Annotated in this window: 26 protein-coding genes; 6 read left to right on the forward strand and 20 right to left on the reverse strand. The window is 42.1% G+C overall.

Annotation, left to right across the window (positions count from 1 at the left end; translation table 11 throughout):
• Positions 1-236: hypothetical protein (locus ACFQ1M_RS14255; protein WP_386409359.1), on the forward strand; the 236-nt coding region annotated here is incomplete at its 5' end.
• 83 nt (positions 237-319) lie between these two features.
• Positions 320-895, forward strand: coding sequence for a DUF4348 domain-containing protein (locus ACFQ1M_RS14260; RefSeq protein ID WP_386409361.1), 576 nt, complete (start codon positions 320-322; stop codon positions 893-895).
• A 215-nt stretch (positions 896-1110) separates the two neighbouring features.
• Here the strand turns inward: ACFQ1M_RS14260 and ACFQ1M_RS14265 are convergent, their stop codons facing one another.
• Positions 1111-2079, reverse strand: a complete 969-nt coding sequence (locus ACFQ1M_RS14265) for an endonuclease/exonuclease/phosphatase family protein (protein WP_386409363.1) — start codon at positions 2077-2079, stop codon at positions 1111-1113.
• Positions 2080-2525: 446 nt separating this feature from the next.
• On the opposite strand from ACFQ1M_RS14265, the gene hflX reads away from it, so the two are divergent.
• Positions 2526-3734 (forward strand): GTPase HflX, encoded by a 1209-nt coding sequence (gene hflX, locus ACFQ1M_RS14270; protein ID WP_386409364.1) that lies wholly within the window; start codon positions 2526-2528, stop codon positions 3732-3734.
• 105 nt (positions 3735-3839) lie between these two features.
• Entirely contained in the window at positions 3840-5297 is a 1458-nt protein-coding gene (locus tag ACFQ1M_RS14275) for a putative metal-binding motif-containing protein (protein WP_386409366.1), read from the forward strand.
• A 69-nt stretch (positions 5298-5366) separates the two neighbouring features.
• Here ACFQ1M_RS14275 and ACFQ1M_RS14280 read toward each other — a convergent pair whose 3' ends face one another.
• From ACFQ1M_RS14280 to ACFQ1M_RS14310, 7 genes are all read right to left on the reverse strand, one after another.
• Positions 5367-6287: a DUF3078 domain-containing protein gene (locus ACFQ1M_RS14280; protein ID WP_386409368.1), complete on the reverse strand. Its 921-nt coding sequence runs from the start codon at positions 6285-6287 to the stop codon at positions 5367-5369.
• A 120-nt stretch (positions 6288-6407) separates the two neighbouring features.
• Positions 6408-6914 carry a DUF2480 family protein gene (locus ACFQ1M_RS14285; protein WP_386409370.1) on the reverse strand — a complete coding sequence of 169 codons (507 nt, stop codon included), beginning with the start codon at positions 6912-6914 and terminating at the stop codon, positions 6408-6410.
• Positions 6915-6966: 52 nt separating this feature from the next.
• A complete protein-coding gene (locus ACFQ1M_RS14290; protein ID WP_386409372.1) occupies positions 6967-7293 on the reverse strand; it encodes a DUF59 domain-containing protein in 327 nt (108 codons plus the stop codon).
• 87 nt (positions 7294-7380) lie between these two features.
• The gene (locus ACFQ1M_RS14295) at positions 7381-7806 is read right to left on the reverse strand and encodes a SufE family protein (RefSeq protein ID WP_386409374.1); all 426 of its coding nucleotides are present in this window, start codon (positions 7804-7806) and stop codon (positions 7381-7383) included.
• A gap of 34 nt (positions 7807-7840) precedes the next feature.
• Positions 7841-8302 (reverse strand): hypothetical protein, encoded by a 462-nt coding sequence (locus ACFQ1M_RS14300; protein ID WP_386409376.1) that lies wholly within the window; start codon positions 8300-8302, stop codon positions 7841-7843.
• 80 nt (positions 8303-8382) lie between these two features.
• A complete protein-coding gene (locus tag ACFQ1M_RS14305; RefSeq protein WP_386409378.1) occupies positions 8383-9468 on the reverse strand; it encodes a zinc metalloprotease in 1086 nt (361 codons plus the stop codon).
• A gap of 137 nt (positions 9469-9605) precedes the next feature.
• Complete coding sequence (locus ACFQ1M_RS14310) at positions 9606-10820, reverse strand: aminotransferase class V-fold PLP-dependent enzyme (RefSeq protein ID WP_386410881.1); 1215 nt, start codon at positions 10818-10820, stop codon at positions 9606-9608.
• 130 nt (positions 10821-10950) lie between these two features.
• On the opposite strand from ACFQ1M_RS14310, the gene ACFQ1M_RS14315 reads away from it, so the two are divergent.
• On the forward strand, positions 10951-12291 hold the full coding sequence (locus ACFQ1M_RS14315) for a serine hydrolase domain-containing protein (RefSeq protein WP_386409380.1): 1341 nt from the start codon (positions 10951-10953) through the stop codon (positions 12289-12291).
• 68 nt (positions 12292-12359) lie between these two features.
• Here the strand turns inward: ACFQ1M_RS14315 and sufD are convergent, their stop codons facing one another.
• The 10 genes from sufD to ACFQ1M_RS14365 all read right to left on the reverse strand — a co-directional run bounded on the left by sufD (position 12360) and on the right by ACFQ1M_RS14365 (position 22630).
• Entirely contained in the window at positions 12360-13676 is a 1317-nt protein-coding gene (gene sufD / locus ACFQ1M_RS14320; protein ID WP_386410884.1) for a Fe-S cluster assembly protein SufD, read from the reverse strand.
• Between the two features lie 79 nt (positions 13677-13755).
• The gene (sufC, locus tag ACFQ1M_RS14325) at positions 13756-14508 is read right to left on the reverse strand and encodes a Fe-S cluster assembly ATPase SufC (protein ID WP_386409382.1); all 753 of its coding nucleotides are present in this window, start codon (positions 14506-14508) and stop codon (positions 13756-13758) included.
• A 37-nt stretch (positions 14509-14545) separates the two neighbouring features.
• Entirely contained in the window at positions 14546-14932 is a 387-nt protein-coding gene (locus tag ACFQ1M_RS14330; protein WP_386409384.1) for a hypothetical protein, read from the reverse strand.
• Positions 14933-14950: 18 nt separating this feature from the next.
• Positions 14951-15826 carry an N-acyl homoserine lactonase family protein gene (locus tag ACFQ1M_RS14335; protein ID WP_386409386.1) on the reverse strand — a complete coding sequence of 292 codons (876 nt, stop codon included), beginning with the start codon at positions 15824-15826 and terminating at the stop codon, positions 14951-14953.
• A 15-nt stretch (positions 15827-15841) separates the two neighbouring features.
• Positions 15842-17290, reverse strand: a complete 1449-nt coding sequence (gene sufB / locus ACFQ1M_RS14340; RefSeq protein WP_386409388.1) for a Fe-S cluster assembly protein SufB — start codon at positions 17288-17290, stop codon at positions 15842-15844.
• 58 nt (positions 17291-17348) lie between these two features.
• Positions 17349-17678: a HesB/IscA family protein gene (locus ACFQ1M_RS14345; protein ID WP_386409390.1), complete on the reverse strand. Its 330-nt coding sequence runs from the start codon at positions 17676-17678 to the stop codon at positions 17349-17351.
• Positions 17679-17893: 215 nt separating this feature from the next.
• Positions 17894-18970: a cytochrome-c peroxidase gene (locus ACFQ1M_RS14350; RefSeq protein ID WP_386409392.1), complete on the reverse strand. Its 1077-nt coding sequence runs from the start codon at positions 18968-18970 to the stop codon at positions 17894-17896.
• Between the two features lie 2 nt (positions 18971-18972).
• On the reverse strand, positions 18973-19746 hold the full coding sequence (locus ACFQ1M_RS14355) for an MbnP family protein (protein ID WP_386409394.1): 774 nt from the start codon (positions 19744-19746) through the stop codon (positions 18973-18975).
• 8 nt (positions 19747-19754) lie between these two features.
• Positions 19755-21104 carry a hypothetical protein gene (locus ACFQ1M_RS14360; protein ID WP_386409396.1) on the reverse strand — a complete coding sequence of 450 codons (1350 nt, stop codon included), beginning with the start codon at positions 21102-21104 and terminating at the stop codon, positions 19755-19757.
• 50 nt (positions 21105-21154) lie between these two features.
• The gene (locus ACFQ1M_RS14365) at positions 21155-22630 is read right to left on the reverse strand and encodes a choice-of-anchor B family protein (protein WP_386409398.1); all 1476 of its coding nucleotides are present in this window, start codon (positions 22628-22630) and stop codon (positions 21155-21157) included.
• A gap of 114 nt (positions 22631-22744) precedes the next feature.
• On the opposite strand from ACFQ1M_RS14365, the gene thiL reads away from it, so the two are divergent.
• The gene (gene thiL, locus ACFQ1M_RS14370) at positions 22745-23794 is read left to right on the forward strand and encodes a thiamine-phosphate kinase (protein ID WP_386409400.1); all 1050 of its coding nucleotides are present in this window, start codon (positions 22745-22747) and stop codon (positions 23792-23794) included.
• Here thiL and ACFQ1M_RS14375 read toward each other — a convergent pair.
• Positions 23791-24030, reverse strand: coding sequence for a hypothetical protein (locus tag ACFQ1M_RS14375; RefSeq protein WP_386409402.1), 240 nt, complete (start codon positions 24028-24030; stop codon positions 23791-23793). The genes thiL and ACFQ1M_RS14375 overlap by 4 nt on opposite strands.
• A gap of 91 nt (positions 24031-24121) precedes the next feature.
• A complete protein-coding gene (locus tag ACFQ1M_RS14380; RefSeq protein WP_386409404.1) occupies positions 24122-24889 on the reverse strand; it encodes an alpha/beta fold hydrolase in 768 nt (255 codons plus the stop codon).
• Positions 24890-24921 lie beyond the last annotated feature (32 nt).

A 24921-nucleotide genomic window follows, 5' to 3' on the forward strand; every position in this document is an offset into this window, starting at 1 on the left:
TCGATTATACAGGTTCGGGAGACCCGACAGCAGCAACATGGACAACCATTGGTGTCGACGAAGTTGCTGCATTGATCAACAACGGTGGATTCTTCGATAACTCCTACGAGCAATCAGGTGCGATCGACCTTTCTACGGTTACTGGCAATGCCTATTTGGCATTTGTCTATGACAGTAATGGTGGAACGATCTCTACTACTACCGATATCGGAAAAGTGAGCGTTTTTGCAAACTAATCGAAAGAGACCAGATATCGAAAAACCACGGCGACAGTCGTGGTTTTTTATTTTAGTTACTTTACTGAAAAATAACATACCCGATGAATTCCAAGTTTTTATATATCCTATTCGTTCTAGTCGCGATCATCTCGTGCAAAGACTCAAAAGCGCCGGAGGCCACCATCACCCAGACAGAAGATGCTAAAGAAGAAGAGCGTATCGTTAAGCCCGCTATCGCAGATCCAAAAAAAGAAACAGAGTTCGAAGCATTACTGCGTAGCAAGCATATCGCCTTAAAAGATTCGATATTACTAACTCCAGCGCCTTGTATTGACGATTTTGAAAAATTCTTCGAACGTTTTGCTAGCGATAGTGTTTTTCAAAAGGATCACATCCATATCCCGCTAGAAAAGAAATATTACGATGATCCTTATGAGAGTGTAGAGATCATCACAGCATATATTTATGAAAATAAACTACCCAACTATATGGATTTCAGCCAAGATAAAGAGGCGATGTTCAAGGAGGTAGATAAATACTATATTGAAAAGGAATGCACGGACAATAGGGTTGTCTATAAAAATATGGGATACGACAACGGTATCTACTGTGAGTACGTGTTTAAAAAGATAGGTGATAAGTGGTATCTAACCAATATTTTAGATCTTTCTACCTAGGTGTTGAATAACGCCGTAATTAGCTTAGAACGAAGCTTCCCTCCATTGGAGGGATCGGAGGGAGGAATATTGAACAGTCATTTTATTAATTCCCTCAATAAAGTCAATTACCGATCTTTCTTTCTAAACGATTCTTTTATCGGTCGTCTAAAAGCAAAACGGTCTTTTCTCTATGTTCTTTTAGCAAAGCAGTCTTTTCTCTTTTCCCATAAGAATCACTGCTTCCTCAAATGCACATACACCGGAAAGTGATCGCTATACCCACCCAAATACTTTCTACCAAAGTAGGTTCTAAAAGGATTGCCCTTATATCTACCGTCATATTCCGCTAAGAAACGCGGGTTGAAGACATCGGCATGGGCAAACTTATGTCCGCCTTCTTTGGTCTCAAAGAAGTTGTGTGTAAAGATGATCTGGTCAAAGAGATTCCAGCTGCCCTTGTGGCTCAGACTGCCCTTCGTATAGGATAAAAGCGTCTCCATGGGATTATAGAGCTCATCTGTCACCAAATGCTCTTTGATACTTGTACTATGCGGATCATCATTAAAATCGCCCATGATGATGATCTTTGGATTCTCTTCCTGTGAGCGGATACTTTGTACCACCTTCTGGGCATTTTGAGCAGCCAGTATGCGTTTGTGTTGAGTTTCGTTGGCTCCTGCTCTTCGAGACGGCCAGTGATTCACCAACACATGGACATATTCTCCATTGAGCACCCCCGATACCTTTAGAATATCGCGCGTATGGTCGGGTCTGCCTTCTTCATCGACCAATTGTAATGGGAAGACCTCACTCTGGTCTACCTCAAAAAAGCGCTTTTGATAGAGTAGGCCGGTATCGATGCCCCGCTCGTCAGGCGAGTCGTAATGAACCACTCCGTAGTCTTTGTTCTTCAGATGCTTGGTGGCGACCAGATCCTCCAATACCCTCTGATTCTCCACTTCGGCAACTCCTACGATGGCCGGAGCCTTTTTGGCTTGGTCAAAACCAACATTGGAAATCGCCGTACCTAGTTTGAAGAGCTTTTTTTCGTAGCGCTTTTTGTTCCATCGCTTTTTACCATACTTGGTAAAATCATCATCGAAAGTATGCGGGTTATCCACAATATCAAAAAGATTCTCCAGATTGTAGAATGCAACCGTATGCAGGTCGCTGTTGCCTGTTTTCTTGCTGAATAGACCCATACTTTCTTTTTAAAGTTTTACAATATCCTATTAATTGAACAAAAACACAAATCAAGATGTAAGAAGTCAGATAACAGATTTTATATGCTTGCGAATTTATTATTCAAAGAAGGGTCGTCTTTTAATTGTTAGTTTTGGTTTAAGACGGCTCGCTCTTCATTGAAATTAGACTTGCGACAAACTCAATGAGAGAAACTGTCGTTTGACTTTCTTCTAACCTTATACGCAGAATATACGCTCAAAAGCTCCGAAATCCAGGAACGACAGAATGGAGTGACGCGGAGTTTTGTGTGTGGTTTTCAATCAGAGATTGAAAAATTCCTCGTAAAGGGCGTCTTTTTCTTTGTTTCGTTTCTTTTGGACGAGCAAAAGAAATGAAAATCATGAATACTTATTATCAATAACTTTAACCTGAACTTCCTACCTTTGCACTTTCAACCAGAAGTATGCTAGAAAAGAAGACATTAGATTACGAAAAAACAGTACTCGTTGGTAGGATCAGTAAGGAGCAAGACGAAGAGAAACTTAAAGAATATATGGACGAATTGGAGTTTCTTACCTACACTGCCGGTGGCGAGGTGGTAAAGCGTTTTACCCAGCGATTGGATGTTCCCAACCCAAAGACCTTTGTCGGCACAGGAAAGTTGGAAGAGATCGCCCAATTTGCCACAGAGCACGAGATCGGGTCCATCATCTTTGATGATGAGCTCACACCTGCGCAGCAAAAGAACTTGGAGCGCGAACTAAAGTGCAAGATCTTGGATAGAACAGGACTCATCCTCGATATTTTTGCACAACGCGCACAGACCAGCTATGCCCGTACTCAGGTAGAATTGGCCCAGTACGAATATTTGCTGCCACGACTGGTGGGGCTTTGGACGCACTTGGAAAGACAACGTGGTGGTATCGGTATGCGAGGCCCAGGTGAAACGGAAATAGAGACCGACCGTCGTATCGTAAGAGACCGAATTTCTTTATTGAAAAAGAAGTTGGAGAAGATTGACCGGCAGATGGAAACCCAACGCGGCAATCGTGGAAAATTGGTAAGAGTTGCCCTTGTAGGATATACCAATGTTGGGAAATCTACCTTGATGAACGTGATCAGCAAAAGCGAGGTGTTCGCAGAAAATAAGCTCTTCGCTACCTTAGATACAACCGTACGTAAGGTGGTCATCGGTAATTTGCCTTTTCTCCTGAGCGACACCGTAGGATTTATCAGAAAGTTACCTACACAGTTGGTTGAAAGCTTCAAGAGTACCTTGGATGAAGTAAGAGAGGCAGACCTGCTCCTTCATGTGGTGGACATTTCACATCCCAATTTTGAAGAGCATATCGATTCCGTAAATCAAATCTTGGATGAGATCAAAAGTGCAGAAAAGCCTACAATCATGGTCTTCAATAAAATTGATGCCTACACGCCAGAAGCTTTTGACGAAGAAGACCTGATGATCGAAAGAAACAGCAGCCACTATTCCTTAGAGGAATGGAAGCAGACCTGGATGGCCAAATTGGGGAGTGATGTGCTTTTTATTTCTGCTTTGAACAAGGAGAATTTGGAAGAATTTAGAAAAAAGGTCTACGAAAAGGTACGCGAAATACATGTTTCGCGCTTTCCATACAACAACTTTTTATATCCCGAATATATCGAGGAGTAATTAGGTACATTTCATATACAGGCGTATCACTAAAGAGCTGTGTGTAATAGGTTTATTAAAAAGTTTGACCTATTTTCATAGAGAATAACCGTAACCTGTAATAAAATGAGAAACTGCTACCTTCTCGTTGGGTTTTTCCTAACGATGATAACCTTTGCCCAAACTCCAGAAAAGATCAACTATAGTGCCCTTCTCTCAGACGTTAGTGGCACGGCGGTGGTAAATTCACAAATAAGCCTGCGAGTTTCCATTCTCCAAGGAGATACGAGCGGCCCTTCAATCTATATAGAAACACACAACATTGAGACAAATGATAAAGGAGTCGTTTCCTTTGCAATAGGAATGGGAACACCAACCGCAGGTGATTTTACATCCATAGATTGGTCGGCTGCCACACATTATCTTCAAATTGAAGTGGATCTCGCTGGAGGAACCAACTATACCCTCGTAGGAACAAGTGAGCTGCTAAGTGTGCCATATGCATTACATGCAAAGGATGTAGATATAACAAGTATCCAAGAAAAATTTATGTACTACTATGCCGATAGAGATGCAGATGGTTTTGGAGACCCTTTTAATGTGGTGTTCTCGTTAGAGCCCCCTACGGGATATATTACGGATAATCAGGATTGCAATGATTTCGAAGATACTGTTAACATAAACGCGGTTGAGATCTGTGATGGAATCGACAATAATTGTGATGGAAACGTAGACGAAGGTGTTCTGTCCACTTTCTTTAGAGATGCAGACTCAGATGGTTTTGGGATTCCATTTGATACCATCATGGCATGCAGTAGACCAAACGGATATGTTGAAAATGACACCGACTGTGATGATACCGATGCCAGTAGTTATCCCGGCGCTCCCGAAATTTGCGACGGGAAGGACAATGATTGCAATGGCGTCATGGACGAAGGTGTTCAAAACACCTACTTCTTAGATGCGGATGGTGATGGTTTCGGTGACTCAACCCAAACCTTATTCGCGTGTACTGCACCAAGCGGTTATGTTTCCAACGATTTGGATTGTGATGACACCAATCCATTAATAAGACCCGACGCACAAGAAGTTTGTAACGGTATTGACGACAATTGTGATGCAATGACGGATAACGACCCCATTGACGGTACCGTCTATTATAGGGATGCCGATGGTGATGGTTTTGGTTCAAATGGTCAAACCATTATATCGTGTACCCAACCTAGTGGATATGTCACCAATAACATGGACTGCAATGATAGCAATGCATCCGCATTTCCCGGCGCTCAAGAGGTGTGTAATGGTATTGACGATAATTGCGATGGCATGACCGATAATAATCCAATCAATGGAACTGTCTTTTTTAGAGATGCCGACGGAGATGGTTTTGGGAATCCAAGTGTTACCATCGTGGCGTGCAGTCCACCAGGTGGATTTGTGAATAATGGTCTGGATTGCAATGATGCGAACCCTTTAATATCTCCTGCCGCTACCGAACTTTGTGATGGTATTGACAATGACTGCAGCGGTATCATTGATGATGGCGATTGCGATACACCTCAAAAAAAGGGCAACAATAAATAAAGATGCTGATCATAAAAAGAAACCCTGAGATGAACTCATATCGGGGTTTCTTTTTTACTGTAGCATTATTTAAAACGCATAATTAAGTCCTAATAACCAATAGGACTGCAAATCGTTATCCACATTATCGAAATTTGCGGATGGGTCGGTAGCCAAAGCAAAATTGACCGCTTCTTGCTTATTGCTACGCAAACCAAAGTCAAAACCAACCCCGATCTTTTTCCATAGCGTGTAACCAAAAGAGTTGATCCATGTCCAGTTGCTTAGATCGCTATTATTGTATGATTGGAACATGGAAAGATTCGATTTGAAGTTAATGTTTCCGATCTTTCGGGTATAATCGGCGACAATTTTAGCACCGAGAGAGGATTCGAAGACCACATCGTTATCGCTAAACACAAAATTGTAGTTAAGCGGATGAATGACGACCACCAGATCATTGATCGGTGTCCATGTCATCCCCACACCTAGATCGAGATAGCCAGGGTCGTTGAAGTTGTTAAGAATGGTAGTTCTATATTCTGCCAAACCAGAGACCGCCCATGTTTTACTTATATTCCTTCCGTAAAGAGAAGTAATATTGAACACGTCGGTCGCTTCTCTAAAGCCATCATCGTCTGTCGGATCATCCTTGTCATCAAATTTTACCCAAGTTAGATTTACATTCGCTGCGTTTCTCCAAAAGAATTTTTCTCTTTTCAAGTTTGCAAAACCATTTACAGTAAATCCAATGTTTCCTGAATTTACGTTGGGAGTGCCTTGAGCGTACCAGTTGTTAAAACCAGATAGACTAAATCCGATGGTTCCAAAGGCACCATATTTCCAACCGGGAATGGCATCTAATTTGGCTTGAATAGCACTGATCCTACCTTGGATGGCAGCTACAGAGTCTTTCTTTGCGGCTTTGGAAGCTTTTAGTTCTTCTACTGTCTGCGCATTTACGGTAATACTTGCCATAAGGAAGGCGATCAATAAAGCAATTTTTTTCATAATAATAAGGTTATCAGTATGTTGAGTTAAAAAATCTTATAGGATAATACGAAATTAGGAAATTTGTCGTCAACAGAGATACGTTGATACCACCTGTACGGACTTTTCGATAAAAGGCGATTATTTTCTTTTAAATAACGGAACGGACGAGCATGCCTCTCCGTACATCACGCTCTTGGCAACGGCTTGTAGCCTCTCGGTGGCCATGAGATAGGCATTTTGTGGAACAGGCTTATTACTGCATCCTTTGATGATCACTGGCTTGTCCTCATATTCTGAGAAGTCTAATTTTGAGAGGATGTCTTGATAGATGGCCGTTTCTAGCTGTTCCAAATTTCCGACGACCACTTTTTTGGCAAAAGGAGAAGCATGGGTCATGATCAGCATATACGCCCATCCAGGAATGATGGCATCCGATGAGCATTGTAAAGCAAGGTAGGCGTCTTTATAATGTGCCCAATCGTGTTCTTTGACAAAAGCACGGAATTCTTTTTCGCGAAGTATGAATCCTTCATAAAGCCAATCCTTGATATCGAGCACCAGCCGTTCTCCCGAAGGATAGTGATCTTCTAGATCAAAGGTCTTTAAGGCGCTTTGCGCTACTCTGTTTACGATTTCTTCTGCCATTGATGATTATTTACTACCCTCTCCTTTTGGGAGTGGGGCTGGGGGTGAGGGCCTACAACAAACCCAATTCCAACTTCGCCTCCTCACTCATAAGGTCCTGACTCCATGGAGGATCGAAGGTCAGCTCTACCTCGGCATCTTTTACCTCGTTGAGTGATTTTACCTTTTCCTGCACCTCTACCGGTAAGGTTTCGGCAACTGGACAATTGGGTGTGGTCAATGTCATCAGGACTTTCACTTCATGGTCCTCATTGACAAATACATCATATATCAATCCCAATTCGTAAATATCGACTGGAATTTCAGGATCGTAGATGGTCTTCAAGACTCTTACGATCTTTTCGCCCAAGGCATTGGTATCTATTGTTGTCTCACTCATGTTCTTTTTGTTTATAAGTTGATTCGTTTATGAGTGTAGTAAAATCCGTAAATAAACTTCTAAACTCCTCAACAACTACACTTAATATCAATTCAATTGTGTTTGATAGGCTATCGCGTACATCTTTAATTGCTTGATCATCGAAACCAAGCCATTCGCCCTCGTAGGCGATAAATGCTCTTTTAGTCCGATCTCATCGATAAAAGCGGTGTCTGCTTCGATGATGTCTCGTGGATGTTGGTCAGAAAATGCTCGTATTAAAATGGCGATGATACCTTTGGTGATGATCGCATCACTATCTGCGGTGAACTTAAGTTTGTCATCATCCAATTCGGCATGGACCCAGACTTTGCTCTGACATCCTTTAATAAGGTTCTCATCTATTTTATGACTTTCGTCGATCAATGGAAGTGACTTTCCCAACTCGATCATGTATTCATAACGCTGCATCCAATCATCGAACATCGAAAATTCGTCAATGATCTCTTCCTGTATTTCCTTTATAGTACTCATTCCATGCATTTAGGTTGCAAAAATACGATAAGTATTATGGGTTTTCAACAGTTTCTGCCAATGCCAGTATTTTAGCTACCAATGGTTGTAGTTCTGTTGGAGGATTGCCATGGTCAAAGCTCGAAGAAGTGTAGGTCTTATCACCGATAGTGATACTGATAGTTGCCGAAGCGGCCCCATCATAATGGCTTTTGGTCGAAGGAGCTTCTAGATCATGAATCGTTTCTAAGTTGATCTCTTCGGTTATTTCTTTGATGCTTTGCCAATCACTTTTGGAACAGGGCGCTTTCTCAACGGCGCTTTCGTCTCTTGTTTTTTGAAGACTAATGGTATTTTTATCCACAGCGGTCTTATAAAAACTACCTCGGGTGATCGCTTGATACTCGATCTGCATCTCCGACTGTTGTTCTTTTGCTTTTACAGCTTCGGCTCTGGTCGTTTGACTACAACCTTTTAGGCCTATCGTACTAAATAGTAGGGCAAGGATTATTTTCATGGGATGTTATTTTTATAGTGTATGATACAAAAAAGACGCCAAAGTTGGCGTCTTTTTGTGATTGTAATAACATTTTTGTCTTAATTGACGAAACCATCTCTTGTTCCACCTGGAGCAAAAAGAGCTCTCATGCGCGTCTTCTGTCCTTCAGAGAACATATACATACAAGCATCGTCCACATAATCCATATAGTTCATGGTCATGTCGTTAGAACGACAGTGTGCTGTTGGATATGATGGGCACCCGTAATTTGGACGGTCCGATGAAGGTGTATCAGCTACAAAATCATCTTGACGACATCTTCCGTCACCCCAAATGTGACGTAGGTTTAGATAGTGTCCTACTTCGTGAGTAGTGGTTCTTCCACCGTCAAATGGCGCTTGAACAAAACCAGTGGTGCCAAAATACTGTGGAGAGACTACAACACCATCCGTCGCGGCAGCTCCTCCTGGGAATTGCGCATATCCTAGGATTCCTCCGCCGATATTACAAACCCAAATATTGAGGTGCGTATCAGGACTAACGACATCAGAACCTCCGTTTGCAGAAGATTTCATCGCATCGTTAGTTCCCCAAGAAGTTCGTGTAGAAGAAACTCTGATCACCTGAGACAAGGTAAAGTTGATATCGGAATCAGCAACGCGCCCAGCGAATTCTGCAGGAACTTGATTTACGTCGCTATTGGTAGCATTGAAGTCTTTGTTTAAAACAGCGATCTGCGAATTGATCTGTGCATCACTGATATTTTCGTTGCTATTGCTGTAGATAACGTGTACAACGACAGGAATGTTGATCACTCCAAGGCCATCATCAACTGGATCGCCTCCACCGTCACCGCCGTTTCCACCGCCACCGTTTCCGTTTCCGCCACCATTGCCACCTTTTGGTTTATGGGTGGCCATGAATTTACGGGCATGCAACTCTGCGTTATACATCTTCTGCCAAAGGCCTGGATCTTCATCTAACTGACGATTCAAAACAGTCATTGAGTGACAGGTCTTACCCTCGTTTCCTCTATTGGAAGTACTAACATCCTCAGTGTAAAGATAAAAATCACTCATGTCTACCTCTTGATCGATCGCTTGCTCTTGAGTAGTCGTTTGGTCTTTTTCACAAGAAGTGAACATCATGGCCAAAGCAGCCATGCTTAAAAACATTTTCTTCATAAATTTTAGGTTTGGATTAAAAACTCAGCTGCCGAAGATATAAAAATCTAACAATAACGCAACATTTTGACCCAAAATTTAAAAAAATCGTTTTACTGTTGAGAATATAACATAATTAAGGTAAGGAATTCCCGTACCTATGAGAGCATCATCTTCGCTCTTTTAACGGCTTCTACCAGTATATCAATTTCGGCCTTCGTATTGTAGAATGCAAAGGAAGCGCGGACCGTACCCGGAATCTTATAGTAGTCCATGATCGGTTGGGCGCAATGGTGTCCCGTTCTTACAGCGATGCCAAGCTTATCTACGATGGTGCCAATGTCGTATGGGTGAATCCCTTCAATATTAAAGGAGATCACTGAAGTTTTATTTTTTGAAGTTCCGTAAATCTTTAACCCATCGATCTCTAAAAGCTTCTCCGTCGCGTATTCGAGGAGATCAGCCTCGTAGGCAGCAATATTGTCGAAACCGATGCTGTTCATATAATCAATGGCAGCACCAAAGGCGATACCTCCACAAATGTTGGGGGTACCTGCCTCAAACTTGTGTGGAAGATCGGCGTAGGTGGTCTTTTCGAAGGTTACCGTAGCGATCATTTCGCCACCACCTTGATAGGGAGGCAATTTTTGTAACCACGCTTCTTTACCATACAACATTCCAACACCCGTTGGACCACACATTTTATGTGCGGAGGTCACATAGAAATCAACATCTAAGGCCTGCACATCTGCTTTGAGATGTGGACATGCCTGAGCGCCATCGATCAGTATGGCAGCTCCCACTGCATGGGCTTTTTCGATAATGATTTCAATGGGATTGATCGTTCCTAAGGCATTGGAGATATGATTTACAAAGACCAATTTGGTATTTTCAGAAAGCAATTCTTCAAAGGAAGATAGGATCAATTCCCCTTCGTCGTTCATGGGTATCACCTTTAACTGGGCGCCTGTTTTTTCACAGAGCATTTGCCAAGGCACAATATTAGAGTGATGTTCCAATGCAGAGACCATTACCTCGTCTCCTTTTTTTAAGATGGAAGAAAATCCGTGCGCCACCAAGTTAATACCGTGTGTTGTCCCCGAAGTAAAAATGATCTCATGCGCCTGTGCCGCATTAAAATGCTTTTGGATCTTTTGGCGTGCTTGCTCGTATTTGTCGGTGGCCTCTTGGCTTAGTGTATGAACCCCGCGATGAATATTGGCATTATAGTTACTGTAGTAATCAACAATGACATCGATGACCTGCTTTGGTGTTTGTGAGGTTGCGGCATTGTCAAAATACACGAGTAGTTTGCCGTTAACGGTTCTATGGAGTATTGGGAAGTCCTTCCGGATCTGCTGGATGTCGATCATTTCTTTAATCATAATGCAAAGATAGCGACTATTTGGTTCGGGTGTTTTTAGACAAAAGTTATAATTCTTATAAAGCTAGTGAGATTCGTTATAGTTTGATAATTTTATGTAGGGATATAAAATTTTTGAAATGAGAAAATTAAAGTTTGTTTTTTTAGCATTGCTGCTGTTTCTGATTGTGCTGGTATACTTTAACTATCCAAAATTGAACATCGTCTCCGGATATTCGGCAAAGATGATGAGTTCTTCTGTTTTTGTTGCAGATCGGGGTTTTGAATATACGGATACTCACGATAATAATTTTGACCTTGTAGCCCATGCAGATGATGAGGTTTTTTTAAGCGAAGGCTATGCCACGGCAAGTGTATTTGGTCTAATGGAACGAAAAGCGGTTTACCGAGAAGGCCTGGGAAGTGTATTGGTAAATGATGAATACGATGCTGCAACCGCTTATCTAAAACCAAACCGTCAACGACTTCTTTCTGATTTGCCTTTTCCCTATGGAGATCTACCGCAGAAAGATACGGTGTTCCCTGAAATTGATTACAAAACCCTAGTAGCTGCTGTGGATTCTGCGTTCTCAAATAATAAGATCAGAAAGACCAGGGCAGTACTTGTGATCTATAAGGATCATATCATTGCTGAGAAATATGAAGAGGGCTTTGATAAAAACTCGAGATTTTTAGGTTGGTCAATGACAAAGAGCATTACCAGCACTATGTTTGGAGTGTTAGCGAAACAAGGAAAGATTCAGTTGGACCAAGCTGCACCGATCATCGAATGGCAAGATGATGAAAGAAAAGACATTACTATACAACATCTACTACAAATGAATAGTGGCTTGGAATGGAATGAGGATTACGGATCGATCTCCGATGTGACCGAGATGCTTTTTCTAGATAGTGATATGACCAAAAAGCAAGCGGCGAAAGAATTGGTTTATAAGCCCGGTTCTCATTGGAACTACTCCTCTGGAACTTCAAATTTACTATCTGGAATCGTCCGAAAACAGTTCGATACGCATCAAGAATACTTAGATTTTCCATATAAGGCCTTCATAGATAGGATAGGAATGCATTCGATGCTGCTAGAAGCAGATATGGAAGGGAATTATGTAGGGTCTTCCTACTCTTGGGCAACGACCAGAGACTGGGCGAAGTTTGGGTTGCTGTATCTGCACCGAGGTAATTGGAATGGCGAACGGATCTTCAATGAAGACTGGGTGGATTTTGTTTCAACACCTGCACCAAATAGCGGTGGCCAGTATGGAGGTCACTTTTGGTTGAACAGAGGCCCTGATAATTATATGCCCGATGTACCTGAAGACGCCTTTATGGCCAATGGATTCCAAGGCCAACGTGTTACTATCATTCCTTCCAAGGATATGGTCATCGTCCGCTTAGGATTGGCAGAATGGCCAGATTTTGACTTTAATATGTTTTTAGGCGGTGTAGTGAAGGCGGTTCAATAACCCCTCCGCCTTACGGCACCTCCCCATGAAAAAGGGGAGGAATTTATTTTTAAGAACGGGCTTAATCCCTATAAGTCAAACCCGAGATTAACACCAAGCTTATTGGCGATCAACTTGTTGATGCGCGTCTTCACTGCTGGTATCTTAACACTCTCCAAAACATTGTTCGCAAAGGCATAGGTAAGTAATCCTTTGGCTTCTTTCTCAGGAATTCCTCGTGTACGCAAATAGAAAAGCGCGTCGGTATCCAGCTGACCGATCGTACAACCATGCGAGCATTTTACATCATCAGCAAAGATCTCTAACTGCGGCTTGGTATTGATCGTCGCCTTGTCACTCAACAAAATATTGTTGTTCTGCTGAAAGGCATCTGTCTTCTGTGCTTCTTTTTCCACTAATACCTTCCCATTAAAGACACCGGTACTTTTGTCCGCGTAGATACCTTTATAATCTTGGTGACTCTCACAATTTGGTTCGGCATGATGGACCAAGGTATAATGGTCCACATGCTGTTTATCCTCGATAATGGTAATACCGTTCAAGGTAGAATCGATATGTTCTCCCTTTTGGTAAAAGTTGAGGTTATTTCTCGTCAATTTGCCTCCGAAAGAAAAGGTGTGCACCGATACTCGGCTATCTCTTTTCTGAGAAACATAGGTATTATCGATCAACGAAGCAGTTAGTTTATCGTTCTGGATCTTGTAGTAATCCACTATGGCGCGCTTATTGGCAAAGATCTCTGTGACAGAGTTGGTTAGAACCGGATTTTCCGTCAAACTTTGATGCCTTTCAATGATCTGTACATGGCTGTTCTCATCTACTACGATAAGGTTACGTGGTTGCAGCATCAACGAAGATTCCTTTCCTGTGGCGAAATGAACTATTTGAATGGGTTTCTCAACAACTTTCCCTTTCGTGATGTGGATATAGGCACCTTCATTGGAGAATGCCGTATTCAACGCCGTAAGGCTATCGTCTTTTTTAGCAACCTGATTGAAGTAATTGTCGATAAGGATTCTATACTTAGGTTTGCTAAGTGCCGCAGACATTAGGCAAACGTCGATACCATCGTGCGTTGTTTGCGACAAATGAGAACTATAGACGCCATCGATAAAGACAATCTTATAGCTGTCGATGTCATGGATAAAAAATCTTTTTACATCGGAATACTCCAAAGCGGTTTCTTCCTTGGGGAATACACTATAATCATGTTTTAATATCGCGTTCAGCGAAGTGTATTTCCAAGCCTCCTCTTTTTTTGTTGGGAAGCCTTTCTCTTCGAACATCTTCATCGCTTCTGAACGAACATCATGCACAGGAGCATCCACATCCACCTTATTTTCAAAGGCCATGAATGAAGAGATCAATTTTTCTTTTAATGCTATCATAATTTGTCATTGACTCAGTCGAATCCTCGATTTCCTGCGCCCGCCTGCCGGACGGGCAAGAAGGCAGGAATCCAATTTAATTTACAACCTCTTGTTTGATCCAGTCGTATCCTTTTTCTTCAAGCTCTAGCGCCAATTCTTTGCTCCCAGATTTTACGATTCTTCCATTGTGCAAAACATGCACGTAATCTGGTACGATATAGTCTAGCAAACGCTGATAGTGGGTGATCACCACAACGGCGTTATCTTTACTGCGTAATTTGTTCACACCATTGGCAACAATACGAAGCGCATCGATATCTAGTCCAGAGTCAGTCTCATCCAAAATGGCCAATTTAGGCTCTAACATTGCCATTTGAAAGATCTCATTACGTTTCTTTTCGCCACCAGAGAATCCTTCATTTAGGGATCGCGATAGAAATTTTCTGTCGATCTCAAGCAATTCTGCCTTCTCTCGGATCTTCTTCAGCATCTCGCTCGCAGGCATTTCGTCTTCTCCCTTTGCCTTGCGAGTTTCGTTGATAGCCGTTTTGATGAAGTTGGTGACGCTCACTCCAGGGATTTCTACAGGATACTGGAAGGACATGAACACTCCTTTATGAGCGCGTTCATCAGCCTCCAATTCACTAATATCTTCTCCTTCTAGATAAATCTCGCCTTGGGTCACTTCGTACTCCTCTTTTCCAGCGATCACTGACGATAGGGTGCTCTTACCCGATCCATTGGGTCCCATGATGGCGTGTACCTCGCCCGCTTTCACTTCAAGATCAATACCTTTAAGGATTTCCTTGTCCTCTACGCCTGCGTGTAAATTCTTTATTGTTAACATGCTCTATCTATATATGCTCTCCCTTTGACGGGTTGGGTTATTCACTTTTAATCGTTATCGTATTGTTCTCTTCAGAAGGTGGACTCACAGAAACCACTTCTTTTATGGTCACCTCAAATGGCCAGCCTTCTGCATCTTTTTCTTTTGGTGTTATTATCCCTTTGATCGTAACAGGGACAAAATCAATCTCACTTTTCTTAAACGTTTTTACCGATGCATCCAACTCCTTCATTTTTTCGTCGATGGTCACTTTGTAGACCTCTTTCCCAGTACTTAATACAGCCGACTCTCCCATATATAAGAATTCTCCAGAGATGGTCGTCAGGTTTTCTTCAATGCTCTCTTCAACTCTGTCCTGTTTAGCTTCGTTCTTGCAGCTCACAACAGAAAGCAGCATGGTCAAGATCAAAAGGGTATTTTTCATATTCAATCGATTTAGGTTTTAATACAGATAAGATGGTGCTTTCGGCATTTTTTTAAAATCCTCTTTTTGATGTTGAAGATATACTTTAGCATCCTTCTCCTTTGCGAAGGCTTCAAAAGCTTCCATACTCGCTTTGGTCTGTTCGACATCAGAATTAAAAATGGGAACTCTTCGATGCTCTCTATTCTCATAAAAGTGATAAAGATCACCAGTGAGTAAAAGTGGGCCATGTTCTGCCAGATCTAGAAAAAGCACCTGATGTCCGGGGGTATGCCCTGGCATCGATTTTATGATCACCGTACCATCGCCGAATACATCAAAATCCCCTTTGAGTTTCTGGACCTTGGTCAATTCTTTAATGGCATTATAGTTATCGGTATTGTTCTTCTGCGATTCTTCGCTGGTGATATAGTCATATTCCGTTTCTTGAACCAACCAGGTCGCATCCTTAAAGGTGTTGGCCGTTCCGCTATGATCAAAATGCGTATGGGACAATGCGATATATTTAAAGTCGCTTGGGGTTAGACCAATGCTGGCCAGCTGTGATTGTACAGAATCGTTTCTCGAAACTGTAAAGTTTCCACTAGGAATGGTAAATGGTTCGGGCAGACTGACGAGAGATTCTGGCAGCCCAGCATCCCAAATTAGATTTCCATTAGGATGAGAGATCACATAAAAGGCATTGGCGAACTCTTTGGCCTGGCCTTGATAGGTGGTGTCTTGTGAAAACAATTGTAAATTGTTTGCCACTATCGTTCCACCGTCGAAGGTATAAAGCTTTAGCTGCGGTTTTGCAGGCGTTTCTTCTTTGGTCAAAACTTCGGGAGCCTCTTTCTTATTTTCTTTGCAAGCCACCGCACTCATTATCAAAATAATCGCTAAGAATCTTTTCATTGTTGATGTTTTTATCTATCCAACAGAGCCTTCTAAGGATATCTCCAATAATTTTTGAGCCTCTACTGCAAATTCCATCGGTAGCTTGTTCAACACTTCTTTGCTAAAACCATTCACGATAAGAGCGATGGCCTTTTCGGTATCGATACCTCTTTGGTTGCAATAGAATATTTGGTCTTCACCGATCTTACTCGTTGTGGCCTCGTGCTCTATTTGAGCGGATTTGTTTTTTGCTTCTATGTACGGGAAGGTATGAGCGCCACACTCATTCCCCATCAATAAGGAATCACATTGGCTAAAATTTCTGGCATTATCAGCTCTAGAACCGATCTGCACCAATCCGCGATAGCTGTTCTGTGATTTTCCAGCTGAGATACCTTTGGATATGATCGTACTCTTGGTGTTCTTCCCTAGATGAATCATCTTAGTGCCGGTATCTGCCTGTTGGTAATTGTTTGTAACCGCAATCGAATAGAATTCTCCTGTAGAGTTATCTCCTTTCAGTATGCATGAAGGATATTTCCACGTTACAGCAGAGCCTGTCTCTACCTGCGTCCATGAGATCTTGGCATTGGTCTCACACAATCCACGTTTGGTCACAAAGTTAAATACGCCTCCTTTTCCTTCCTTATCGCCAGGAAACCAATTTTGCACTGTAGAATACTTGATCTCGGCATCATCCAATGCAATCAATTCTACGACTGCAGCATGCAATTGGTTCTCGTCCCTAGAGGGCGCCGTACAACCTTCCAAATAGCTTACATAGCTACCCTTATCGGCAATGACCAAAGTTCTTTCAAATTGACCCGTTCCTGCTTGGTTGATTCGAAAATAGGTGGAAAGTTCCATCGGGCAGCGTACACCTTTTGGGATATAGCAAAAGGACCCATCCGAGAAGACGGCTGAGTTTAATGCTGCGTAAAAATTATCTCTTTGCGGAACGACTGTGCCGATGTATTTCTTTACCAGTTCGGGATGTTCTTGAATCGCTTCAGAGATCGAACAAAAGATAATGCCTTTCTCGGCTAGGGTTTTCTTAAAGGTGGTCGCAACAGAAACAGAATCTACAACTACGTCCATGGCAACTCCCGCCAGCTTCTTTTGTTCATCTAAGGAAATACCAAGTTTTTCAAAAGTGGCCAATAGTTCTGGATCCACTTCATCGATACTGTCGTACTTTGCTTTGCTATTGGGAGCGGAATAATAGGAGATGGCCTGAAAGTCTGGCTTTGTATAATGAACATTCGCCCATTCTGGCTCTTCCATTGTTTTCCATGCTCGAAACGCTTCAAGGCGCCAATCGGTCATCCACTTGGGTTCGTTCTTCTTCTTAGAGATGGCCTTAACGATGTCTTCATTGAGACCAACAGGAAAAGTTTCGCTCTCTATATCGGTATAGAAACCGTATTCATATTCCTTGGTAGCCAAGTCTTTCTCTAAATCCTCTTCGGTATATTTGTTCATCTTCTACAGTTACTCGTTAACAGTTGTTAGTTAACAGTTCTTTCAAATTCGCAATAAATTATAGTGAAAAGCTCTCGCCGCAACCGCAGGTACGTTGGGCGTTGGGATTATTAAAAACAAAGCCTTTACCATTCAATCCGCCCGAATATTCGAGTGTGGTACCCACGAGGTACAGAAAACTTTTCTTGTCGACTATAATTCGCACGGAATTATCTTCGAAGACCTTATCGTCTTCATTTTGATTATTATCAAAATCCAAGTCGTATGACAAGCCAGAGCATCCACCACTTTTTACGCCGACGCGTACATAGTCTTTGGTGGCATCAAAACCCTCCTCGGTCATCAACTGGACGACCTTTTGCTTGGCTGAATCTGAAACTTTGATCATATCTTTAATTAGATTATTTCTAAATGAATGCAAAGATAATGCTTTTGCTATTGATATCGCCAAATCCTAACATTAGTATAACAAATCGATATATAGTCTTTTGTTATATTAAAATAGACTTGAAACGATATTAGCGCAGTGGTTATTCGCCATTCATTCGACGACAAAAAATCAATACTAGAGAATCGACAAGCCTAGCGGGTCAAGTATTGAGACTACGGAATTCTGGAAACCGTATGCGTAAACTCCTTAAAACGGTTATCATCCAAAAACTCGTCGTCTGTAAGCGTTCTAAGAAAACTGATGATCTTTGTCTTTTCATCTTCAGTGAGAGGAATGCCTATACTACCATCTGGCTGCTTGAAGATGGGATCCAAGGTGGGAGAATCTACCATTCCTTGACCGCTATAAAAATCCAATACATCTGTAAGTGTTGCCAGACGACCATCGTGCATATATGGGAAAGTGGCATCGATATTCTTTAAACTCGGCACACGAAATTTTCTGTTATCCTCGGTCAAACCGGTAACGCGTGCTCTCCCGATGTCATTATAGGTAGGGTCGATCGCCAAACCATTGTTCCGATAACTTTGATCGGTAAATAGTGCTCCCGCATGGCAGGTGGCGCATTTCTGATTGAATAATGCAAGCCCTTCGGCCTCATTGGGATTTAGTGTCACATTGCCCTCGCCACGAGTAAATTTATCGTATTTGGAGTTGGCAGAAACCATCATGATCATAAATTGCGAGAGTGCCTTTAGCATATTCTCGGTGTCGATCTGTCCATTTTCAAAGGCTTGAGAAAATAGTTGTACATATTCTTCGTCGGCTTCCAATTTGGCCAAAACGCTGGTAAAGGTCTCATTCATTTCCACCGCTGACGTAATGGGGATGATCGGCTGCATGTCCAAATGCTGCGCAGCACCGTCCCAAGTAAATTCATTAAAGAAGATGAGATTCTGCAGTGGTTGGGCGTTCCTAGTGCCGATAGCACCATCTACTCCGTGGCTTACAATGTGCGTATGATGGGTAAAAGAAAACTCTTGAATATGGCAGAAACCACACGAAACCACGCCATCTGATGCCAAGCGACCGTCAAAGAAGAGTTTCTTTCCTAACTCAAAACCCTTTTCTGTTGGTCGATTACTTTCTAATGGGTATACCACTTCTGGCATATTGGAGGGAATGTCTAACTGAAGCAGATCATTGGTCTCCTCGGGGATATCTTGATACGTTTCGTTATTACAACTCACCAAGAACAGCAGGAATGCTATGTGATAGAGATACTTCATTCCTAATTAATTTCTAATATCGTAATTGCACTAAACATGGTTGTGATATTTTCAGCGATCAAGGGGGCATTCACAGGATCCACTTGAATATCATCCTTATTGGCAAGCGACATCGTGTGGGTGCCATCAAAGATCTTCGAAATATCAACTTCGATACCGATGGTAGTGTTGCCTCCATCAGAAACATTGGCGGAGGAAAGATCCAATGTGATGGTCTTATAATTGTCTAAGGTGGCTCCATGACTGCCTACATGATACAGGAAGGTGTCTTGCGTTCCTCCTTCAGGGGTGTAACTGCCTTCGAATTTGATGAATTTGTAACCTGCGGACCAAGACCAAAGCATCCCGGCCTCCTCTGCTTTTGGTACAAAGTTAGCAATACCATTCAGCGGATAATTACTTTGATCCACACCAAAGCCAAATTTGATAGCGGTGTAATTTCCCGCAGGTACATTTTCTAAGGTAAATGATTTTGAATTTGAGTCTTCTTCATTTACTAGAAAGTAACTAGCTGCTTTTGGATAGACGAATTCGCCCCCATTTTCTTTAACCAATACCACGTCACTTAGGATATATTTGAGTTCGCTTATTGTATAGGTTTCATCGCTGCCATTAACGTAGGCTCCAATATTTAATGATAGCGGCTGAATTCCAACGGTGTTATTGAATTCTAGGGTAACGCTCCCACTACCTGACGAGTCGTCATTGTTACAGCTTAAGCTCACAAAAGAAAGAATGACTAGAGATAATAACGCTATTTTGTTGAAGGTCTTCATGATTTTGACTATTTGATTTGAATGACGAGTAGGTCTTGTTGCCCCTTGTTTAAAGTAACGTCATTGTCCGTACTGTAAGTATCGCCTACCACGATTAATTTTTTATCATCGGTTTCTACGATTCCATGGGCGAAATCAAAATTGCTACCGCCAAAATTCTTTTCCCATAGAAGTGTTCCAGAATCAGAGATCTTTATTACCCAAAAGTCAGTTTCTGCGTAATTGCCAGATACATCTCCATCACTACTGCGAGAGCTTCCTGCTATGGCATAGCCTCCGTCTTGCAGGGCAACCACATCTGTGGCAGATTCAAAACCGGTACCACCATATGTTTTTTGCCATTGTATGTTTCCCGTAGCATTGATTTTCACTGCCCAGAAGTCGAAAGAACCTTTTGTGTCGGTTACATCGCCATCCGTACTTTGTGTATCTCCTACCAAAAGATATCCTCCATCGCTTGATTTGGCAATGGCGAAGCCATTGTCGGCATCACTTCCGCCATATGATCTTTCCCATTGTATCTGACCCGCGCTACTTACTTTAACGATCCAGAAATCGTAGCTTCCTTTGGAATTGGACACTTGTACATCATTGCTCTCTGATGAGCCCATCATTATGACGCCACCATCATCGGTCTGAATGATATCATAACAACGATCATTGTTGGAGCCTCCGAAATAATTTCGCCATATAAGATTTCCGTTGGCATCTAATTTGTGAATCCAAAAATCACCTACTCCGTGTAAATTGCGCGTAGCGGTGCCTTCGTTTCCAAGACCTCCAGAAGCGGTGACATCCAAAAAACCACCAACAAAATAGCCGCCATCAGTAGTTTGTACAATGGAGAACGCCTGATCAAGTCCGGTGAAACCGAAGTTCTTCTGCCATTGAAGTTCACCACTAGCATCAACTTTGATCACCCATTTATCGTAAAAGCCATTGTTGCCAGCGACATCGCCGTCGGTGCTGCGACTGAATCCAACAGCGGCAAATCCGCCATCGCTGGTTTGAATCACTGCCTTTCCGCTATCTTCCGAGGAGCCGCCATAAGTTTTATTCCAAAGGAGTGATCCATCTGCCGAAAATTTGGCCAACCAAAAGTCGTTATCTTCGCTTTGGTGATCAATGATATCTCCGTCGATACTTTTTGTGGTACCAAAGATCGCAATTCCACTGTCAGAGGTGATCAGCACATCTTCGGCGACATCTTCTCTTGTGCCACCAATGGTCTTTGCCCAATCCAATTCGCCAATAAAAACAGCCGATGTAGGAGTGTCATCCGAACTATCGGATGAACAGCTAAGTAAGCAAGCCGCTGAGATCAAAAATAGAAAACTATATAAGGTGTAATTTTTCATAGCATTATTCATTTCACCTATTGCGTGCACCCTTTAATAAGGGTGCCAGCCTAATCGATGACCAATTTTTTCGCTAAGGCATTGTCCACCTTTACTAAGTAGACTCCTTTGGCAAGCGTATTAGTAGGTATAACGAAGCTACTGCTCTCTAATTTATCGAATGAGAGAATCGTTTGGCCTAATAGGTTAGATAGTGAGATCGTATTTATTCGTTTCGTTTGTGAAACTTCAATTGTGACGTTTTCTGAGGCTGGATTTGGATACATGCTAAAGGAATTGCGATCAAATTTTGGAGTACTCAAAGTGCCGCTTTTTCTTACAATAAGCATACCAGCGTCTTGATCGCTTATTACGATATTTCCACTTGGAAAAAATGGATATACATTCCACGCGCCGTTACTCGTGGTTGCATTGTCGTTAGCTGGAAAGCTATCGAAATAACCCACCTCTGTAAATGTATTGGTCGTGGTGGTGCTATTATCGATATCGGAAATATCTATGACTCGCATACCAGAAGTATAATTAGCCTCGTACAAAGTATCTCCAATGATATATAAATTATGATCTGTAGAGGTCGTAGGGCCAAAATAAGTGGTATGTAGCACGGGATTATCAAGGTCCGTAACGTCGAATACCAAGGTCCGTGTGTTTCCAATGGAGGGTTCATCAGTCTCATCACCTACGATGAAGTATCTAAAGTCTGGTGTAAACCATCCTTGGTGCGCATATCCAGGAAGTGGATAGGTCGCTTCCGATATTTTTATTGGATTTGCTTTGTCCGACACATTCACAAAAATGATCTTATCGTCACTAGACCCACCGACACCATTGCTGGCGACCATGATCTCTCTTCCAATGTAAGCTATGTCTGGCCCAGCATAGGTGATCACTTGGGCATCATGCGTATATCCATCAGCATTATAACCGCCAACGTCTATGGGGTTCGCAGGATCCGTCAGATCAATAAAAATTGCACCATTGTTTCCAACTCCGCCACAACCTACCAAATAAGCATAACCAGTCCCTTCGTTGATCGCGATATTATGACAGCTGTTCACTCCGGTGTAGGTAGTCACTGCTGTAAAGGTTACCGGAGGATTGGTCACATTTCTAAGATTGGTAAGATCAAATACCTGCATCCCATGTGCGCCGGCATTATCGGCCACAATAAAGGCGTGATTATTATATACTTTGATATCTCTCCAGAAATTGGCAGAAGAACCACTGGTTCTTTGCAAATGTCCCAAGAACACGGGATTCAAAGGATCTGAAATGTCGACAAATGCCGTCCGTGTGGACGTTCCCATGATGGCATATTCTTTTCCATCCAAAGGGTCTACCCAACCCCAATTATCATTTGCGATGATACTGCCACCAGAAGCGCCAGCCAGCGTATTAAGGTCTATTGAGGATAACAGATCATAATCATTACAAGGATATATTCCGGCCAATCCACCACTGCAGGGCGTTTGTGCATTAAGGGTGACTGCGATACTGAAAATCAATAAAACTAGTAGTCTTCTCATAAGTAGGATAAATGATTAATTATCAAAACAAAAGTAAGGGATTTTTCTACAAATTAAATAGTTATTAAAGGTTGGGAATGTTAAAGTGTCATCACAGCTTCTTATTTTTGCAGCATGATCGAAGATAAAACACCAAAACGAACGGCACTTTCCGAATTGGGGGAATTTGGTTTGATAGCGCATTTGACCAAAGATTTCAAAGTTGTGAACCCCTCGACCATCAAAGCTATCGGGGACGATGCCGCCATCATAGATTTCAAAGAAAAAAAGGCAGTGATCTCTACCGACCTGTTGGTGGAAGGCGTCCATTTCGACTTGTCTTATATGCCCTTAAAGCATTTGGGCTATAAGGCTGTTATGGTCAATCTATCCGATATCTATGCGATGAATGCAGCTGCCACCCAAATCACCGTTTCGATAGCGGTTTCTAATCGTTTTCCTCTTGAGGCCTTAGAAGAGCTTTACGCAGGGATTCATCTGGCAGCTAAGATCTATAATGTCGATGTTGTTGGGGGAGACACTACTTCGTCAAACAAAGGATTATTGATATCCGTTACCTCCATTGGTGAGGTAGAGGAGCAAAATATTGCATATCGGAATGGTGCAAAGCCCAACGACCTTTTAGTGGTCACAGGAGATCTCGGAGGAGCTTATATGGGACTTCAAGTTTTAGAACGTGAGAAAGAGGTCTTCAAGGTAAATCCCAACAATCAACCTGACCTAGATCAGTACACTTACATCATTGAACGACAATTAAAACCCGAAGCTCGTAAAGACATTCCGCCCTTATTAGATCAACTGGGCGTTAAGCCAACAGCGATGATCGATATAAGCGATGGACTTTCTTCCGAGATCATTCACATCTCCAAACAATCTGAGGTTGGAGTTAATCTTTTCGAAGATAAGATCCCTTTGGACCCACAGGTCATTGCTACCTGTGAGGAGTTCAAAATTGATAGCACAATGGTCGCATTGAGCGGAGGTGAGGACTATGAGCTTCTATTCACCATAGACCAAGCAGATTATCCCAAAATAAAGGCGAATCCGAATTTGACCGTGATCGGTCACATGACCGAGGCCAAAGAAGGGATGCACCTCATTACAAGGGCAAATACCAAGATACCGCTGAAGGCTCAGGGCTGGAATGCAATGCGAGAAGATTAAGCTACGGCTCTTTTCTTCTTGTAAAGCATTGATAAAGTTTCGTTGATTTCTTTTCGCTGTGGAGTTAATGTAGCGATGTTACCACTTACATCTGTAGTTCCTTGTTTTTTGCAATGAACACACTCATACTCGTGGATGTGACGAGTTACTTTCTTAGTTACTTTGAAACGATGTCCGAATAGGGAGCAAAACAGTCCAGAGATGGTGAAGCTGTTTTTGGAGGAAGCTCTTTCCATAACGATTGAGATAAATAGGTTAAACTTACATTTGGGTACAGTAAATATAGAACAAAATTTATAACCACCAAACAATCATGTAGTTATTGCACTATATTTTAGATAAACGGTTCAAAACCTCGAAAAACTGCTCAATATGAGACATGTGACCATCGGGAATGATAACTAATTCTAGATCAGAATCTTGGAAATCCCTTTGTAAAAGATCACTGTCGAGAACAGGGTCATCCTTTGCCAAAATCAACTTTTTATTAAATCTTGATTCTCTTAAAAATAAATCTTGGTCCGATCGTTTCATCATTCCTTCCTGGGCTGCAATATATCCCTGCAATGGGGTTTTTAGGGCATCATTAACAACGATCTCGATCTCTCCAGGAAAGAGTATCTTTGATTTCTTGGCAAATAAATTTCGAACAGATATACGAACCACCTGGCCGTAATTCTTTTTTGCGGCTTCGATTCCACGCTTCCGAATCTTTATTCGCTCTTCAGAATCCGTATAAGGGGTAGAATTCAATAGGCATAGTGTTTCGATCATATTGGGAATCTTTTTCGCCAAAGCCAATGCCACATAACCTCCCATAGAATGACCAACGACAGAAAATGTCTCAACGCCTTCATGTCGAAGGACTGCAAAGACAGCATCGGCCATCATTTCCATGGTATGCACATATCCGATGCAGGGCGTTTTACCGTGCCCCAAAAGATCCACGGTGATCACTTTTCTGTTTTGAGATAGGGTTGGAATAAAAGCATCCCACATGGATTGATTTTCTAAAAAGCCGTGAAGCAAAACAAGCGTGTCACCTTGCCCCGCGATAGTGTAATTAATATTGATGCTTTTGTAAAAAAGAGTCATGACAAAATTTTATATTGCGAAGATAATTCAAC

Origin of the sequence: Sungkyunkwania multivorans, assembly GCF_042675645.1 — a bacterium.
GTDB lineage: Bacteria > Bacteroidota > Bacteroidia > Flavobacteriales > Flavobacteriaceae > Sungkyunkwania > Sungkyunkwania multivorans.